At 72.6% G+C, this 15,708-nt stretch carries 15 protein-coding genes; 5 read left to right on the forward strand and 10 right to left on the reverse strand.

Annotated features, from left to right (window positions below; translation table 11 throughout):
• Nucleotides 1–27: 27 nt before the first annotated feature.
• On the reverse strand, nucleotides 28–2,883 hold the full coding sequence (locus tag ACZ4W5_RS20095) for a DEAD/DEAH box helicase (protein WP_360230385.1): 2,856 nt from the start codon (nucleotides 2,881–2,883) through the stop codon (nucleotides 28–30).
• A 256-nt stretch (nucleotides 2,884–3,139) separates the two neighbouring features.
• Here ACZ4W5_RS20095 and ACZ4W5_RS20100 point away from each other — a divergent pair, with 256 nt between their 5' ends.
• Both ACZ4W5_RS20100 and ACZ4W5_RS20105 read left to right on the forward strand, forming a co-directional pair.
• Nucleotides 3,140–3,514: a hypothetical protein gene (locus ACZ4W5_RS20100; RefSeq protein ID WP_360230245.1), complete on the forward strand. Its 375-nt coding sequence runs from the start codon at nucleotides 3,140–3,142 to the stop codon at nucleotides 3,512–3,514.
• 35 nt (nucleotides 3,515–3,549) lie between these two features.
• A complete protein-coding gene (locus ACZ4W5_RS20105; RefSeq protein ID WP_465655946.1) occupies nucleotides 3,550–3,933 on the forward strand; it encodes an ArsR/SmtB family transcription factor in 384 nt (127 codons plus the stop codon).
• Nucleotides 3,934–3,957: 24 nt separating this feature from the next.
• On the opposite strand, the gene ACZ4W5_RS20110 is transcribed toward ACZ4W5_RS20105, so the two are convergent.
• On the reverse strand, nucleotides 3,958–5,130 hold the full coding sequence (locus ACZ4W5_RS20110; RefSeq protein ID WP_465655911.1) for an aminotransferase class V-fold PLP-dependent enzyme: 1,173 nt from the start codon (nucleotides 5,128–5,130) through the stop codon (nucleotides 3,958–3,960).
• A 187-nt stretch (nucleotides 5,131–5,317) separates the two neighbouring features.
• Between ACZ4W5_RS20110 and ACZ4W5_RS20115 the strand changes: the two genes are divergently transcribed.
• Complete coding sequence (locus ACZ4W5_RS20115) at nucleotides 5,318–5,695, forward strand: YrdB family protein (RefSeq protein ID WP_465655913.1); 378 nt, start codon at nucleotides 5,318–5,320, stop codon at nucleotides 5,693–5,695.
• Between the two features lie 162 nt (nucleotides 5,696–5,857).
• Nucleotides 5,858–6,319 (forward strand): redox-sensitive transcriptional activator SoxR, encoded by a 462-nt coding sequence (gene soxR, locus ACZ4W5_RS20120; protein WP_360230251.1) that lies wholly within the window; start codon nucleotides 5,858–5,860, stop codon nucleotides 6,317–6,319.
• Nucleotides 6,320–6,412: 93 nt separating this feature from the next.
• On the opposite strand, the gene ACZ4W5_RS20125 is transcribed toward soxR, so the two are convergent.
• Genes ACZ4W5_RS20125 through ACZ4W5_RS20145 form a run of 5 tightly spaced genes read right to left on the reverse strand, consistent with a single transcriptional unit; the run spans nucleotide 6,413 to nucleotide 12,182 of the window.
• Nucleotides 6,413–7,438, reverse strand: a complete 1,026-nt coding sequence (locus tag ACZ4W5_RS20125) for an ABC transporter ATP-binding protein (RefSeq protein WP_465655915.1) — start codon at nucleotides 7,436–7,438, stop codon at nucleotides 6,413–6,415.
• Nucleotides 7,438–8,445, reverse strand: coding sequence for an ABC transporter ATP-binding protein (locus ACZ4W5_RS20130; protein WP_465655917.1), 1,008 nt, complete (start codon nucleotides 8,443–8,445; stop codon nucleotides 7,438–7,440). Before ACZ4W5_RS20130 ends, ACZ4W5_RS20125 begins: the two co-directional genes overlap by 1 nt.
• Entirely contained in the window at nucleotides 8,445–9,431 is a 987-nt protein-coding gene (locus tag ACZ4W5_RS20135) for an ABC transporter permease (RefSeq protein ID WP_360230257.1), read from the reverse strand. Before ACZ4W5_RS20135 ends, ACZ4W5_RS20130 begins: the two co-directional genes overlap by 1 nt.
• Before the next feature lie 31 nt (nucleotides 9,432–9,462).
• Nucleotides 9,463–10,425 carry an ABC transporter permease gene (locus ACZ4W5_RS20140; protein ID WP_465655919.1) on the reverse strand — a complete coding sequence of 321 codons (963 nt, stop codon included), beginning with the start codon at nucleotides 10,423–10,425 and terminating at the stop codon, nucleotides 9,463–9,465.
• Between the two features lie 8 nt (nucleotides 10,426–10,433).
• The gene (locus ACZ4W5_RS20145) at nucleotides 10,434–12,182 is read right to left on the reverse strand and encodes an ABC transporter substrate-binding protein (protein WP_360230261.1); all 1,749 of its coding nucleotides are present in this window, start codon (nucleotides 12,180–12,182) and stop codon (nucleotides 10,434–10,436) included.
• Between the two features lie 246 nt (nucleotides 12,183–12,428).
• Here ACZ4W5_RS20145 and ACZ4W5_RS20150 point away from each other — a divergent pair, with 246 nt between their 5' ends.
• On the forward strand, nucleotides 12,429–13,817 hold the full coding sequence (locus tag ACZ4W5_RS20150) for an aminopeptidase P family protein (protein ID WP_465655947.1): 1,389 nt from the start codon (nucleotides 12,429–12,431) through the stop codon (nucleotides 13,815–13,817).
• 21 nt (nucleotides 13,818–13,838) lie between these two features.
• Here ACZ4W5_RS20150 and ACZ4W5_RS20155 read toward each other — a convergent pair whose 3' ends face one another.
• The 3 genes from ACZ4W5_RS20155 to ACZ4W5_RS20165 form a co-directional block, all read right to left on the reverse strand.
• Nucleotides 13,839–14,168 (reverse strand): helix-turn-helix domain-containing protein, encoded by a 330-nt coding sequence (locus ACZ4W5_RS20155; RefSeq protein WP_465655920.1) that lies wholly within the window; start codon nucleotides 14,166–14,168, stop codon nucleotides 13,839–13,841.
• Complete coding sequence (locus ACZ4W5_RS20160) at nucleotides 14,165–14,536, reverse strand: type II toxin-antitoxin system RelE/ParE family toxin (RefSeq protein ID WP_465655922.1); 372 nt, start codon at nucleotides 14,534–14,536, stop codon at nucleotides 14,165–14,167. Before ACZ4W5_RS20160 ends, ACZ4W5_RS20155 begins: the two co-directional genes overlap by 4 nt.
• 100 nt (nucleotides 14,537–14,636) lie before the next feature.
• Nucleotides 14,637–15,659, reverse strand: a complete 1,023-nt coding sequence (locus ACZ4W5_RS20165; protein WP_360230269.1) for a nitronate monooxygenase — start codon at nucleotides 15,657–15,659, stop codon at nucleotides 14,637–14,639.
• Between the last annotated feature and the right edge of the window lie 49 nt (nucleotides 15,660–15,708).

The raw sequence follows: 15,708 nt of genomic DNA on the forward strand, positions 1-15,708 counted from the left end.
TGCGGGCCCCTTCGCGTCGCCGGGGGCTCAGCCCACGGAGGAGTAGGCGATGATGCCGCGGCGCAGGCCGTCGACGGCCTTGCGGGCGGTCCTGCGGAGTTCGGCGTCCTCGCCGGCCGCGTCCTGGATCTGGCCGAGGACGTCGATCAGCTGCTTGGTCCAGCGGACGAAGTCGCCGGCCGGCATGTCGGCGTCGCGCAGGACCTGGTCCAGGCTGTGGCCGAGCGCCCAGCGGTAGGCGGCCCAGGCGAAGCCGAGGTCGGGTTCGCGCTGGCCGACGCCTTCGGCGGTGTTGATCCGGTGCTGCTCCTCCAGGGCGTCCAGGTGGCCCCAGATCCGGACCATCTGGCCGAGGGCCTCCTTGGCCGCGCCCTCCGGCACCCGGGGGGCGCCGGCGTCGTCGGCCTGGCGCGCCTCGAAGACCAGTGCCGAGGCGCAGGCGGCGAGTTCGGCGGCGGCGAGGCCGCTCCAGACGCCCTCGCGGATGCACTCGGAGGCGAGCAGGTCGAGCTCGCCGTAGAGCCGGCCGAGCCGCTTGCCGTCGTCGGTGACGGTGTCGCCGCTCAGGTAGCCGAGGTCGGTGAGCAGGCCGCAGACCCGGTCGAAGGTGCGGGCGATGGTGTGGGTGCGGGAGCGCATCCGGCGTTCCAGCAGTTCGGTGTCGCGGTGCAGCCGGTGGTAGCGCTCGGCCCAGCGGGCGTGGTCCTCGCGGTCGGTGCAGCCGTGGCAGGGGTGCTGGCGCAGTTCGGTGCGCAGCCGGGTGATCTCCGGGTCGTCGGCGGCGGCCGCGCGGCCGCGCCGGAACCGCTCGGGCTCCAGGTGGCCGGCCTTGGTGCGCAGCGCGGAGGCGAGGTCGCGCCGGGACTGCGGGCTGCGCGGGTTGAAGGACTTGGGGATGCGGACCCGTTCGAGGGCGACCACCGGGTGCGGGAAGTCGATCATCGCGAGCCGCTTGACCTGCCGCTCGGCGGTGAGCACCACCGGGCGCGGGCCGTCCTGGTAGTCGGGGTGGCGCGGGCCGCCGCGGCCGGAGCGGCTGACCGGCGGCAGGCCCGGGTCGAGGACCAGGGCGAGGCCGGCGAACTTGCCGGTGGGGACGTGGATGACGTCACCCGGCTTGAGCTGCTCGATCGATTCGATGGCGGCGGCGCGGCGCTGGCTGCTGCCCTCGCGGGCCAGCTCGTTCTCGCGGTCCTTGAGCCGGCGGCGCAGCTCCATGTACTCGTCGAAGTCGCCGAGGTGGCAGGTCATCGACTCGCGGTAGCCGTCCAGCCCCTCCTCGTTGCGCTGCACCTGGCGGGCGATGCCGACGACCGAGCGGTCCGCCTGGAACTGGGCGAAGGAGGTCTCCAGCAGTTCGCGGGAGCGGTGCCGGCCGAACTGGGAGACCAGGTTGACGGCCATGTTGTAGGAGGGCCGGAACGAGGACTTGAGCGGGTAGGTGCGGGTGCCGGCCAGGCCGGCCAGCGCCTCCGGGTCGAGGCCGCGCTGCCAGAGCACCACGGCGTGGCCCTCGACGTCGATGCCGCGCCGCCCGGCCCGGCCGGTGAGCTGGGTGTACTCACCGGGGGTGATGTCGGCGTGGGTCTCGCCGTTCCACTTGACCAGCTTCTCCATGACCACCGAGCGGGCGGGCATGTTGATGCCGAGCGCCAGGGTCTCGGTCGCGAAGACGGCCTTGACCAGGCCCTTCACGAAGAGCTCCTCGACCACTTCCTTGAACCGCGGCAGCATCCCGGCGTGGTGGGCGGCGATGCCGCGCTCCAGCCCGTCCAGCCACTCGAAGTAGCCGAGGACGTGCAGGTCCTCGTCGGGGATGTCGGCGCAGCGCTCCTCGACGATCGACCGGACCAGGGCGCGGTCGGAGTCCTTGTTGAGCCGCAGGCCGGAGCTGAGGCACTGCTGCACGGCGGCCTCGCAGCCGGCCCGGCTGAAGATGAACGTGATCGCGGGCAGCAGGCCCTCGGCGTCGAGCCGGTCGATGACGTCGACCCGGCCCGGCGTCCAGACCTTGCCGGGACGGCCGTTGGGCATGGAGCGGCCCCGGCCGCGGCCGAAGCGGTCGCGCGGGTTGCGGTCGAGCTCGGAGCGGGCGAGCCGGACCAGCTCGGGGTTGACGGCCTTGCCGGGGTTCTTGAGGCTGTGCTTGGGGCGGCCGTCCCGGTCGGGGTCGGCGAACAGGTCGTACATCCGGTTGCCGGCCATCACGTGCTGCCACAGCGGGACGGGGCGGGTCTCGGAGACGATCACCTTGGTGCCGCCGCGGACGGTGTCCAGCCAGTCGCCGAACTCCTCGGCGTTGGAGACGGTCGCGGAGAGCGAGACGAGGGTGACCGACTCGGGGAGGTGGATGATGACCTCCTCCCAGACGGCGCCGCGGAAGCGGTCGGCGAGGTAGTGCACCTCGTCCATCACGACGTAGCCGAGGCCGTCGAGGGTGCTGGAGCCCGCGTAGAGCATGTTGCGGAGCACCTCGGTGGTCATCACCACCACGGGGGCGTCGCCGTTGACGGTGTTGTCACCGGTGAGCAGGCCGACCTTGGCGGCGCCGTAGCGCTTGACCAGGTCCCCGTACTTCTGGTTGGAGAGCGCCTTGATCGGCGTGGTGTAGAAGCACTTGCGGCCGGCCTGGAGGGCCAGGTGCACGGCGAACTCGCCGACGATGGTCTTCCCGGAGCCGGTGGGGGCGGCCACCAGGACGCCGGAGCCGGCCTCCAGCGTCTCGCAGGCCTCCACCTGGAAGTCGTCCAGCGGGAAGTCGTACAGCTGCTGGAAGCCGTACAGGGCGGTGGCCTGCTCCTTGGCCCGTCGACGGCTGGCCGCGTACGCCTCGGCGGGGCTGAGCTCCTGGACTTCCTGGGGCTCTGGATCGGGGGTGTTCATCGCCGTCCGGGTGTGGTTGGTGTGATCTCGCATCTCAGCGAGAGGTTACCCGGGAGGAGTGACATCGATAGCACCGTTTTCCGAGCCAGGAGATCACTCCTCTCTCAGATCCATAGTTGCAAATGTCTTCAAGTGATCAGGGTCGGGCCAGATCCGAGCGACTCCGGTCATTCCCGGTGGAGTCCGGGATCCGCTCCCTACCTTCGTGAGCCAGGGCCGTGAGCCACGGCCACCGACTCACGGGAGGACCGCCACGATGGCGAACCTGGAGACGTCCCTCAAGGAAGCCATGTCGATCGACGGCGCGATCGGCGTCGCCCTGGTCGACTACGGCAGCGGCATGGCCCTCGGCACCCTCGGGGACGGCGGCGAACTGGACCTCAACGTCGCCGCGGCCGGCAACACCGACGTGGTCCGCGCCAAGATGCGGGCGATGGAGGCGCTCAACCTGCTCGACAACGAGATCGAGGACATCCTGATCACGCTGACGCACCAGTACCACATGGTCCGGCCGATCACGACGCCCACCGGGCGCGGGCTGTTCCTCTTCCTGGTGCTCCACCGCAACCGTTCCAACCTCGCGATGGCCCGCCACCGGCTCAAGCAGATCGAGCTCTCGCTGGAGATCTGAGCCCGCCGAGACCAGGAGAGGGGGGCCTCGTGACGATGGGGGCACCTCCCGGCCGAAGGCTGGGGGAGCTGTATCAGGCCAAGGCCGAGTTCTTCCGGATGCTCGGCCATCCCGTCCGGATCCGGGTGCTGGAGCTGCTGCAGGCCGGCCCGACACCCGTCCGCGGCCTGCTCGCCGAACTGCAGGTGGAGCCCTCCAGCCTGTCCCAGCAGCTCGCGGTGCTGCGCCGGTCCGGCATCGTCACCGCCACCCGGGACGGCAGCACCGTGGTCTACGCGCTGGTCGGCGGCGACGTCGCCGACCTGCTGCGAGCAGCCCGGCGGATCCTCACCGGGCTGCTCGTCGACCGCGACCCGCTGCTCGCGGAACTGCGGGCGGCGGGCGACCAGGGGCCGGCCGGCCCCCCGCCCACTCCTTGAACAACCGCTTGAGCAGCCCCGCGCCTACTCCTTGAACAGTTCCACCAGCGCGTCCGCGAGCCGCTCGTAGTCCGCCGCCCGGTTGTACAGCTGGGCACTCACCCGCAGCACCGCGCCCTCGGGCCCGGGCCGGACGGCGACCCGGATCCGGTGCCGCCGCCACAGCTCGGCCAGCAGCGCCAGGTACTGCGGCTCGGTGTCGCCGTACCCCGCCGGCAGCCGTACGGTGCGCATCCACACCCCGGGCGTCGCGGGCAGCGCCCGCAGGCCCGCCCGCTCGACCAGCACCCGCTGGCCGTACGCGGCGAGCGCGGCGTTGTGGGCGGCGACCGCCTCGACGCCCAGCTCGCGCAGCAGCCCGAAGCCGGCCGGGGCGGCCAGCCACGGGGTGTAGTCGCAGGTGCCGCGCCACTCGACGTTGGCCGGGAAGCCCCGGTGGTGCTCCCAGGACAGCGCGAGCGGGCGCACCCGGGCGGTCCACTCGGGGCGGACGGACAGCACCCCGCTGGCGCGCGGGGCGAAGGCCCACTTGTGCAGGTTGCCGAACCAGAAGTCGGCGTTCGGGTCGACCGGCTCGGGCAGCATCCCGGGGGCGTGGGCGCCGTCCACCACCGTGGTCACCCCGCGTCCGCGCAGCTCGGCGACCAGGGCCGGGGAGGCCACCGTACGGGCGGTGAGCGAGGTGATCCGGTCCAGGACGGCGACGGTGGTGCGGTCGTCCACGGCGGCGAGCACCGCGGCCCGGACGGCGGCCTCGTCCGGGGCGTCCAGCGGCACCCGGGCGACCACCAGCTCGGCGCCGGTCTCGGCGGCCCTGCGGGCGGCGGCCTGGGTGACGGCGCCGTAGCCGTGGTCGGTGACCAGGATCCGGTCCCCGGGGGCGAACGGGATGCTGTCCAGGGCGATCGCGGCCGCCTCGGTGACATTGGCGACCAGGGCCAGCCGGTCCGGGTCGGTGGCCAGTTCGGCGGCGATCCGCACCCGGGCACCGGCGATCCGGGCCGGCAGGTCGGCGAAGAAGCCGTCCGGGTCCAGCTCGTGCTCGGTGCGCAGCTCCTGCTGCACCCGCTGCACCGGGACCGGCACGGCGCCGAAGGAGCCGTGGTTGAGGTGCGCGGCCTGCGGCGAGACGCTGAACAGGCCCTCGGCGGCGGGCAGCGGGGCCGGGGGCTCGGCGGTGCTCAGGTCGTCGACCACGACGGGTACTCCCTCTGGTGATGTGTGACATTGCATGCGCCAGGCTACGGCCCGACCCCTGTTCCGTACACGTCTTCGCGGCGATCCATTGAGTTCACGCCGGGCGGACTGGGAAACTCCGCCTGACCACCGCCCGGCCGGGCCGCCCGGCGAACGGGCAGAGCGGAACGAACGGGGAGGGCACGGGATGAGGATCGAAAGACCGGGACCGGTCGGGCAGCGGCAGTGGACCCCGCTGACCATGGCCAACGCGGGACTCGCCTTCGGGCTGGAGCTCGCCCTGCTGGCCTCGCTCTGCTACTGGGGGTTCCGGACCGGCTCCGGCCTGGCCACCCGGCTGTTGCTGGGCCTCGGCGCACCGGCCCTGGCGGCCGTCTTCTGGGGGCTGTTCCTGGCCGCGGGCGGGCCGAGGTTCCGCCAGCCGCTGGGCGTGGAGATCGTGCTCAAGCTGCTGGCCCTGCTCACCGGGGCACTCGCGCTGCACGCCGCCGGGCGGACCACGCCGGCGGTGGTCTACGCGGTGCTGGTGGTCGTCAGCGTGACCGTGGAGTACACCGTGCACTGACCCCGGACGCGGCGACCGGCCGCGACCGGCGGCGACCGGCGGCGACCGTTGCCGGGCAACTCGGCCGCCCGGCAACGGTCGTGGCGCTCCGGAAAACCGGGTGCCCGGTCACGTCCGATAGGCTGGGACTTCAAGAGAACTTGAAGTCGAGGAGCGGTGGCCATGACCGGAACGGCACCCGTCGACCTGCTCAGCGTGGGCGAGGTGGCCCGCCGGGCCGGGATCGCCACCTCCGCCGTGCGCTTCTACGAGGAGCAGGGGCTGATCTCCTCCGAGCGCTCGGCCGGCAACCAGCGCCGCTACCGGCGGCATGTACTGCGCCGGATCTCGCTGATCCTGGTCGCCAAGCGGCTCGGCATCCCGCTCGCCGAGGTCGCCGAGGTGTTCACCGGGCTGCCCGAGGACCGGATGCCGGGCAAGCACGACTGGGAGCGGATCTCCCGCCGCTGGGCCGAGCAACTGCGCGCCCGCCGCACCGAGTTGGAGCGGCTGGAGGACGAGCTGACCGGCTGCATCGGCTGCGGCTGCGTGTCGCTGCGCCGCTGCCGGGTGCTCAACCCCGGTGACGAACTCGCCACCGAGGGGCCCGGGCCCCGGCTGCTACTACCCTCCGAGGAGCAGTAGCAGCCGTAAGAGAACCATCAGGGCGGGTTGGTACCCGGTCGGACGCGGCCCTCGTGAGGTTCCCCGCCACGCCCGACCGGGGGCTCTTCTGCGTTACGGCTGCTCCGGGAAGTGGCAGGCCGCCTGGCGCCCGCCGGTCCCGACCACCTCCAGCAGCGGCCGCTCCGTCCGGCAGCGCGCCTGCGCCTTGGGGCAGCGCGGGTGGAAGCCGCACCCGGTGGGCGGGTCCGCCGGGCTCGGCGGGTCGCCGAGCAGCACGATCCGCTCCCGCGCCCGCTCCGCCGCCGGGTCCGGCAGCGGGACGGCGGACAGCAGCGCCCGGGTGTACGGGTGCGCCGGGCTGCCGTACACCTCGGCCTTGTCGCCGATCTCCACGATCCGGCCCAGGTACATCACCGCGACCCGGTCGCAGACCCGCTTGACCACCGAGAGGTCGTGCGCGATGAACACGTAGGCCAGGCCCAGCTCCCGCTGCAACTGCTCCATCAGGTTGACCACTTGGGCCTGGACGGAGACGTCCAGCGCGGAGACCGGCTCGTCCGCGATCACCAGCTTCGGCGAGGTGGCGAGCGAGCGGGCGATGCCGATCCGCTGCGCCTGGCCGCCGGAGAACTCGTGCGGGTAACGGTCGAGGTGCTCGGGGATCAGCCCGACCAGCTCCATCAGTTCGGCCGCCCGGCCGCGCGCCTCCACGGCACTCGCGCCCTGGACCAGCAGCGGCTCGGAGATGATCCGGGCCACCGTCTGCCGGGGGTTGAGCGAGGAGTACGGGTCCTGGAAGACCATCTGCAGGTGCCGCCGGTGCGGCCGCAGCCTGGCCTGGGACAGCCCGCCGATCTCGGTGCCGTCGAAGGTGACGGTGCCCGAGGTGGGGTCGAGCAGCCGGACGATCATCCGGCCGGTGGTGGACTTGCCGCAGCCGGACTCGCCGACCAGGCCCAGGGTCTCGCCCGCGGCGAGGTCGAAGCTCACCCCGTCCACGGCCCGGACCGGCGCACCGGCCCGGCCGGTGCGGCTGCGCCGTCCGGCGAAGGTCTTCACCAAGTCCCGTACGGACAGCAGCGGTTCGGACAGTGGCGGCTGGGACAGTCGCGGCTCGGACAGTCGTGGTTCAGCCATCAGAGGACCCCTTCCGGCACCAGTGGCAGATGGCAGGCGGCCCGATGGCCGGCCCCGGGCGGGCCGAACGGGTCGAGCGGCGGGCGCTCGCCCAGGCAGCGGGCGTGCTCCTCGGCGGTCGCCGCGGTGGTGCGGGCGCAGCGCGGGGCGAAGGAGCAGCCGGGGGCGGGGGTGAGCAGCGAGGGCGGGCTGCCGGGGATGGCCCGCAGCGGGGCGTCGTCGGAGTCGTCCAGACGCGGCAGCGAGTCCAGCAGGCCGCGGGTGTACGGGTGCGCGGGTGCGGCGAACAGCCGTTCCGCCGGGGCCTGTTCGGCCGCCCGGCCGCCGTACATGACCAGCACCTCGTGGGCGACCCGGGCGACCACCCCCAGGTCGTGGGTGATCATCACGACGCCGAGCCCGCGGTCCTGCTGGATCCGGGCGATCAGGTCGAGGATCTGCGCCTGGACGGTGACGTCCAGCGCGGTGGTGGGCTCGTCGGCGATCAGCAGGTCCGGTTCGCAGGCCAGCGCCATGGCGATCATGACCCGCTGGCGCATCCCGCCGGAGAACTGGTGCGGGTACTCGTCGACCCGGCGGGCCGGTTCCGGGATGCCGACCTCGGCGAGCATCTCGACGGCCCGGGCCCGGCCGGCCTTGCGGCCCGCCCGGAAGTGCACCCGGTAGTGCTCGGCGATCTGTTCGCCGACCGTGTAGAAGGGGTGCAGGCTGGACAGCGGGTCCTGGAAGACCATGGCGATCCGCCGGCCCCGGACGGCGCCCAGCTCCCGCTCGCCCAGGCCGGTCAGCTCCCGTCCGTCGAGCCGGATCGAGCCGGAGACGGCGGCGCCGCGGTGCAGGCCCATCAGGGCCAGCGAGGTGACGGACTTGCCGCTGCCGGACTCGCCGACCAGGCCGAGGGTGCGCCCGGCCTCGACGGCGAAGGAGATGCCGTCCACGGCCCGGACGGTGCCGCGCGGGGTGTCGAAGGCGACCTTGAGGTCCTCGACCTCCAACAGGCTGGCCATCAGTACCTCACTCTCGGGTCGACGTACGCGTAGAGCAGGTCGACCAGCAGGTTCGCCACGACGATGAAGAAGGCCGCGAGCAGGGTGACGCCGAGGATCACGGGCTGGTCGGAGCGGGCCAGACCGTCGTAGAACAGCCGGCCGACGCCGGGCAGGCCGAAGATCGACTCGGTGATGACGGCCCCGGCCAGCAGCCCGCCGAGGTCCATCCCGAAGATGGTCAGGATCGGTGTCGTCGCGGAGCGCAGCCCGTGCTTGACGGTCACCGTGCGCGGCGGCAGCCCCTTCGCCCGGGCGGTGCGGATGTACGGCTCGGCCATCGCCTCGATCATCGAGGTGCGGCTCTGCCGGGCGTACATGGCCGCGTACAGCAGGGCGAGGGCGGTCCAGGGCAGCAGCAGGTTGGTGGCCCAGTCGAGCGGGCCGTCGGTGAACGCGTGGTACGAGGGGTAGGGCAGCAGCCCGGCCGTGCGGACCACGCCCCAGATCAGCATGATCGAGGTGAAGTAGACCGGCAGGGAGGCCGCCCCGACGGAGAGCACCATCAGGGCCCGGTCGGTGAGGCCGCCCTTGCGCAGCGCCGAGGTGACGCCCGCGCCGAGGCCGAGGAGCAGCCAGAGCACGGCGGCACCGAGGGCCAGCGAGACCGAGACCGGCAGGCGGTCGGCGAGCAGGTCCCGGACCGGCAGCCCGTACTCGTAGGAGTAGCCGAGGCAGGGGAAGCCGCAGTGCACCGCGCTCGGGCCGGTGCCGTAGTCGCGGCCCGCGAAGATGCCGGTCAGGTAGGTGCCGAACTGCTCCCAGACCGGCTTGTCCAGGCCCATCGCCGCCTTGACGTCGGCGAGCCGCTCCGGGCTGCAGGTCTTGCCGCAGGCGGCCGCGGCCGGGTCGTTGGGCAGCAGGTAGAAGATGGTGAAGGTGATGGCGCAGATGGCGAGCAGGATGCCGGCCACGCCGAGCAGGCGGCGGCCGAGATAGAGGATCACGACCGGCCTCCGCGGGGGTCGGGGTAGCGGATCACGAGCGGGCTCCCCGGGGGTCGAGGATGTCGCGCAGCGCGTCCCCGAGCAGGGTGAAGGCGAGCACGGCGAGGAACAGGAAGGCGGTCGGGATGAGGAAGTAGGTGGGGTCGGTCTCGTACTGGGAGATGCTCTCGGCGATCATCTGCCCCCAGGAGGGGGTGGGCGGGCGGACGCCCACCCCGAGGTAGCTGAGCGCGGCCTCGGTGGCGATCATGCCGGGGATCAGCAGCGTGGTGTACGCGATGACCGGGCCGGAGACGTTCGGCAGGATCTCCCGGGTGAGGATCCGCCAGGAGCGGGCGCCGCCGACCCGGGCGGCCTCGACGTACTCGCGGTGCTTGAGCGAGAGGGTCTGGCCGCGCACCACCCGGGCGATGCCGGGCCAGGTGAACAGGCCGATCACGAGGGTGATCAGCAGGATCCGGTTGACGTCCTTGGCCACCGACATCATCGCGATCATGAAGATCAGCGAGGGGAAGGACATCGTGAGGTCCATCAGCCGGGACAGCACGGCGTCCGTCCGGCCGCCGAAGTAGCCCGCCGTGACGCCGGCCAGGGTGCCGGCGACCACGACCACCGCGGTCGCGGTGAACGCGATCAGCAGCGACACCTGGCCGCCGTGCAGCACCCGGGCGAACAGGTCGCGCCCGGTGATCGGCTCCACGCCCAGCCAGTGCCGGGTGCTGATGCCGCCGAAGTCGCCCCTGGGCATGCCGCCCAGGTAGGCGTCCACGGCGCGCTTGTCGAACTCCTCGGGGGACCAGCCGCCGAGCGCGCTCAGCGGGCCGGCCAGGGCGGCCGCCAGGACCAGCACGCCGACCGTGATCAGCCCGAACCGGGCCGAGCCGCGGGCCCACAGCTGGTCCAGGACCAGCCGCCACGGCCCGCGCCCGGCCGCCTTCGCGGGGGCCGTCAGCGCGCCTTCCGCTGCCGAAGGGGGTTCAGTGGTGGTGCTCATCGGGCCGCTCACTTGCCCTTCGCCGGGTCCTTGAGGCCCACCACGGCCAGGTCGATCATCCCGGCGTAGCCCGAACTGCCGAACGCCCCGGCCACGTTGGTGCCGACCATGAGCGGACGGCGCTGCCACATCAGCGGGACGGCCGGGGCCTTGCGCATCAGGTCCTCGTCCAGCTGCTGCCAGGCCTTGTTGGCCTCGTTGACGTCCGGCATGGCCGCGATCGCGTCCATCCGGTCCATCGTGGCCTGGTCCCGGAACTGGCTGAGGTTGCCCTGGTTGCCCTTCTCCTTGATGGTGCGTCCGTCGAACTGGAACGGGAGGAAGGTCGCGGCGGACGGGTAGTCCGGGCACCAGCCACTGATGGCCAGTTCGGGAGCGTTCTTGGTGTCGCCGAGGGTGTCGGTGAAGGCGGACGGGTCCACGGTGTTGACGGTCACCTGGACGCCGGCCTTGGCCAGCGACTGCTGGACCGCCTCGGCGCGGGTCTTGTCGCCGAGCGAGACGGTGAGCCCGACCTTGAGGTCGGTCTTGCCGGCGTCCTTGAGCAGGGCCTTGGCCTTCTCCTGGTCCCCGGTGGCCGGGATCTTCAGCGGGTCGGCCTTGAGCCCGCCGGTCAGCGACGGCGGGAGGAAGGAGGTCGCCACGTCGGCCATCGCCGGGCCGCCGAACGCGGTCACCTGGGCCTCGCGGTCGACGGCCCACATCATCGCCTCGCGCGCCTTCGGGTCGTCGAAGGGCGCCTTGGCGGTGTTCAGGTACAGCATGTCCGTACAGCCGGTCCGCTCGGCGGCCATCCGGGACTTGACGTCCGCCTTGGGCAGCACCTTGGCGACCGACTCGTGCTGCATCCAGGGCATGTTGATGGCGTTGCCGTCGGCGCCCTCACTGGCGATGATCCGGTCGTCCGCCTGGCCGCCCTTGATGCCCTCCGTGACCACGATCCGGTCCGGGTAGGCCTTGCGGACGGTGTCGGTGCCCTGGTCCCAGTTGGTGTTGCGGACCAGCACCAGCTGCTTGCCCCGGTCGTAGCTCTCGATCTTGTACGGGCCGGAGGAGAACGGCCGGGAGTCGTACTGGGTGCCCTTCTCCTGGGACTGCGGCACCGGGGCGAAGGTCGGCAGGGTGACGGTGTCCGAGAACTCGGCGACCGGGCGCTTGAGGTGGAAGACGATGGTCTTCTCGTCGGGGGTCTCGATGCTCGCCAGGTGCTGGCCGGTGAGCGGGCCCTTGTAGTTCTCGCCGCCGGCCAGGTACTGGATCGCGTAGTCCGGTCCGCCGGTGAGGTCCGGGGAGAAGGAGCGCTCGACGTTGTACTTGATGTCGGCGGACCTGATCGGGCTGCCGTCCTCGTACTTGAGGCCGTCCTTGAGGGTGAAGGTCCAGGTCTTGCCGCCGTCCGAGGACTTGCCCAGGTCGGTGGCGAGGTCCGGGACGATCTCGCTGCCGGCGGCCCCCGGCTCGGCCTTGAAGGTGGTCAGGGTGCGGTAGAGCAGCCGGGTGCCGAAGTCCATGTGCGGGACGGTCCAGTTGCGGGCCGGGTCGAGGTGGGCGAAGTCCTGGTTGGTCAGGACGGTGAGGGTGCCGCCCTTGGCCGGGGTGCCGCCGATGACCGAACCGCTCTCCGCGCCCGGGCCCTTGGTGCTGCCGGGGGCCGCGTCGCCGCCGCTGTCGCTCTTGTCGTTCTTGCAGGCCCCGAGGCCGAGGGTGAGGGTCGCCGCGAGGGCGGCGGCGAGGAGGGCATGGCTGCGCCTGGTCATGTGGCAACTCCGCTGTGGGGGGCCTGCATCGGTCAGCGGGGCCGGCTCTGGCCGCGCCGCTGTGTGACCCGTAACATAGTAATGTGAAATTGCACTGCACAAGAGGTGACGCCCGCCGTTACCCAGCTGTGTCCCACCAGCCCCAGCTCCCCACCCCCGCCTAGGAGTTCACCGGTGACCCGACCCCAGCCCCAGCTCGCCACCGGCAGCCACGACCTCCCGGTCTCCCCCGCCCTCGACGCCTTCATGGGCACCGCCTGGGCCGCCACCCCGCTCCCCGCCGACCAACGCGTCCCCGGCTACCCCGAGTTCGCCCGCCGCCGCGCCCGGCTCTCCGCCGCCTTCCCCGGCGAACGGCTGGTCGTCCCCGCCGGACGCCTCAAGGTCCGCTGCAACGACCTCGACCACCGCTTCCGCCCGCACAGCGCCTACGCCTGGCTCACCGGCCTCACCAGCGAGGACCAGGCCGACCACGTCCTCGTCCTCGAACCGGCCGGCCCCGAGGGCCACGAACCCGTCCTCCACGTACGGCCCCGATCCCCGCGCAGCGGCGGCGAGTTCTACCGCGACCGGCGCTACGGCGAGTTCTGGGTCGGCCGCCGCCCCGACCTCGACGAGACCGCCCGGCTCACCGGGCTGCGCACCGAACACCTCGACGACCTCGGCAAGCTGCTCGGCGGACCGCAGCCCCCCACCCGGGTACTGGCCGGCACCGACGCCCTCGTCGACCAGGCCACCGGGCGGCCCCGCGACGACCGGGGCGCCCGGGGCGACGACGAACTCGCCGCCGTGCTCTCCGAGTTGCGCCTGGTCAAGGACACCTGGGAGGTCCAGCAGCTGCAACTCGCCGTCGACCACACCGTCAGCGGCTTCGAGGACGTCGTCCGCGCCCTCCCCGCCGCCCTGCGCCACCACCGCGGCGAGCGCTGGATCGAGGGCGTCTTCGACCTGCGCGCCCGCGCCGAGGGCAACGGCCCCAGCTACACCACCATCGCCGCCTCCGGCGCCCACGCCTGCGTCCTGCACTGGATCCGCAACGACGGCGCCCTCGACCCGGACGCCCTCCTGCTGCTCGACGCCGGCGTCGAGACCGACACCCTCTACGCCGCCGACATCACCCGCACCCTCCCGCTCAGCGGCACCTTCACCCCGGTCCAGCGCCAGGCCTACGAACTCGTCCTCGCCGCCCAGAGCGCCGGCATCGCCGCCCTGCGCCCCGGCGCCCGCTTCCGCGACTTCCACCGCGCCGCCATGCGGGTCATCGCCGAAGGCCTCGCCGACTGGGGCGTCCTGCGCATCCCCGCCGACCAGGCCCTCGCCGAGGACAACGGCCTGTACCGCCGCTACACCCTCTGCGGCAGCGGCCACATGCTCGGCCTCGACTACCACGACTGCGCCAAGGCCCGCGCCGACCGCTACGTCGACGGCACCCTGGAGGCGGGCATGGTCCTCACCGTCGAACCCGGGCTCTACCTCCAGCCCGACGACGAGACCCTCCCCCTCGAACTCCGCGGCCTCGGCATCCGCATCGAGGACGACCTCGTCATCACCGAGGACGGCGCCCACCTGATGTCCAGCGCCCTCCCCCGCACCGTCCCGGCCATCGAATCCTGGATGGCCACCCTGCTCAGCTGAGGCCCCGGTCGAGCCGGACGATCAGGCCACCTTGACCGTCCGCTCCCCCTGCCGTACCGCCACCTCAACCTCGCCACCAATCGCAGCGGCGTATGCCCGCAGGTTGTCCAGGCTGTCCACCTGCCCGTGCTCGATCTGCGACACCCTGGCCTGGCTGACCCCCATCAGCCCCGCAACCTCCTTCTGCGTCAGCCCGGCCGCCTTCCGCAGTTCAGCAAGCTCATGCCCGCGAATCCGCGCCAGCGTCTCCTGTCGCATCCGCGCCCGCTCGGCCTCCGCCTCCGTCGAGGCCAGCCATGGGTTGATTCGCTGCGCTTCTGCCCACACCTCGGTCCAACTACGGCCTTTCATGCGCGTGCTCCCTTGTCCTTCTCGCTGGTGTACTGCTCATAGCGAGCCTCCGCCAACGGAATATTGATGTCGTACCACCGGGACCAGTCACCGTTCTTGTCACCGGCGACCAGGAAAATGGCCTCTCGCTCGGCGTCGAAAACGAACAACATCCGAATCTCCGAGCGCCCAGCCGAGCCCGGCCGGAGCTCCTTCAAGTTGTGCAGTTTGCTCCCGTGGATCCGGTCCACGACCGGGCGCCCGAGCAGCGGGCCCCTCCTCTCAAGCAACACGATCGCGTCCGCGATCTGGTTAGCGGTCCCCGGGTCTTTGACACAAATGTCCAGGAACCAGTCGTTCACTGGACCAACGAGCGTGATCTCCCACATGGAGCCAACTTAAGTCGCCCCTTATACGTTACCGCGCGCTTTCCCGCCCAATCCACCCCTGCGGGCGACAACACGCCGTGCCCGGCGCGTGCCCGGCGCACTACCCCCGCGCGCTCCGCCACAACCGCGCCACGAGCTGGTCCGCCGGGCCGGTGGCGGCCAGGTGGTGGGCGGTGCCGGCCCAGAGGTGCATGGCGGCGGTGTCGGCGCGGCGGGTGGCGGCGGCGCGCAGCGGGGCGGTGAGGTGGTGCACCTCGGGGTAGGCGGGCGGGGCGTACGGGCCGTGGCGGTCGATGAAGGCGTTGCGCAGGCCGCGGGCGGGGCGCCCGGTGAAGGCCCGGGTGACCACGGTCTCCGGGAGTTCGGTGAGCGCGGCCCGGTGGGCCGCCGAGGCGCCGGACTCGTCGGAGCGCAGCAGCGCCGTCCCCAGCTGCACCGCCGCCGCCCCGGCCCGTAGCGCCGCCGCGATCGCCGGGCCGTCGCCCAGCCCGCCCGCGGCGATCAGCGGCAGCGGCGTCACCGCCCGTACGGCGGGCAGCAGTTCCAGCAACGGCAGCTCCCCGGGCCGGTCCGTCACCCGGTGGGTGGCGCGGTGTCCGCCGGCCTCCGGGCCCTGCACGCACAGGGCGTCCATACCGACCGCCTGCGCCGCCCGCGCCTCCTCCGGGGTGGTGACGGTGCCGACCTGCAGCGTCCCCGCCGCGCGCAGCGCCGCCGCCTCCTCGGCCGTGGGCAGCCCGAAGGTGTACGAGACGACCGGCACCGGGTCGGCCACCAGCGCGGCCAGCTTGGCCTCCCAGTCGTCCCGGTCCGGCCCGATCTCCTCCGGCAGCGCGACCCCCCAGCGCTCGGCCTCGGGCCGCAGCCGCTCCCGGTAGGCGGCGACGGCCGCCGGATCCCCGGGCGGGGCCGGCACGAACAGGTTCACCCCGTACGGCCGGTCGCTCGCCTTCCGCACCTCGGCGATCTGCTCGACCATCGCGGCTGCCGACTTGTACCCCGCCGCGAGGAACCCCAGCCCGCCGGCCCGGTTCACCGCGGCCACCAGCTCGGGGGTGGAGGCCCCGCCCGCCATCGGGGCGCCGATCACCGGCACGGCGAGGTCATCGAGGCGGACGGTCATCGGGGCGGCTCCTCACGCGGCTGCGGGCACGGATCGCCCCCACCCTACG

This window comes from Kitasatospora sp. NPDC029367, from assembly GCF_055569135.1.

Coding starts and splice junctions, on each gene's coding strand:
- ACZ4W5_RS20095 (WP_360230385.1), bottom strand. CDS start 2,883: ATGAACACCCCCGATCCAGAGCCCCAGGAAGTCCAGGAGCTCAGCCCC.
- ACZ4W5_RS20145 (WP_360230261.1), bottom strand. CDS start 12,182: ATGACCAGGCGCAGCCATGCCCTCCTCGCCGCCGCCCTCGCGGCGACC.
- ACZ4W5_RS20125 (WP_465655915.1), bottom strand. CDS start 7,438: ATGGCTGAACCACGACTGTCCGAGCCGCGACTGTCCCAGCCGCCACTG.
- ACZ4W5_RS20155 (WP_465655920.1), bottom strand. CDS start 14,168: ATGAAAGGCCGTAGTTGGACCGAGGTGTGGGCAGAAGCGCAGCGAATC.
- ACZ4W5_RS20140 (WP_465655919.1), bottom strand. CDS start 10,425: ATGAGCACCACCACTGAACCCCCTTCGGCAGCGGAAGGCGCGCTGACG.
- ACZ4W5_RS20100 (WP_360230245.1), top strand. CDS start 3,140: ATGGCGAACCTGGAGACGTCCCTCAAGGAAGCCATGTCGATCGACGGC.
- ACZ4W5_RS20130 (WP_465655917.1), bottom strand. CDS start 8,445: ATGGCCAGCCTGTTGGAGGTCGAGGACCTCAAGGTCGCCTTCGACACC.
- ACZ4W5_RS20105 (WP_465655946.1), top strand. CDS start 3,550: ATGGGGGCACCTCCCGGCCGAAGGCTGGGGGAGCTGTATCAGGCCAAG.
- ACZ4W5_RS20165 (WP_360230269.1), bottom strand. CDS start 15,659: ATGACCGTCCGCCTCGATGACCTCGCCGTGCCGGTGATCGGCGCCCCG.
- soxR (WP_360230251.1), top strand. CDS start 5,858: ATGACCGGAACGGCACCCGTCGACCTGCTCAGCGTGGGCGAGGTGGCC.
- ACZ4W5_RS20115 (WP_465655913.1), top strand. CDS start 5,318: ATGAGGATCGAAAGACCGGGACCGGTCGGGCAGCGGCAGTGGACCCCG.
- ACZ4W5_RS20160 (WP_465655922.1), bottom strand. CDS start 14,536: ATGTGGGAGATCACGCTCGTTGGTCCAGTGAACGACTGGTTCCTGGAC.
- ACZ4W5_RS20150 (WP_465655947.1), top strand. CDS start 12,429: ATGGGCACCGCCTGGGCCGCCACCCCGCTCCCCGCCGACCAACGCGTC.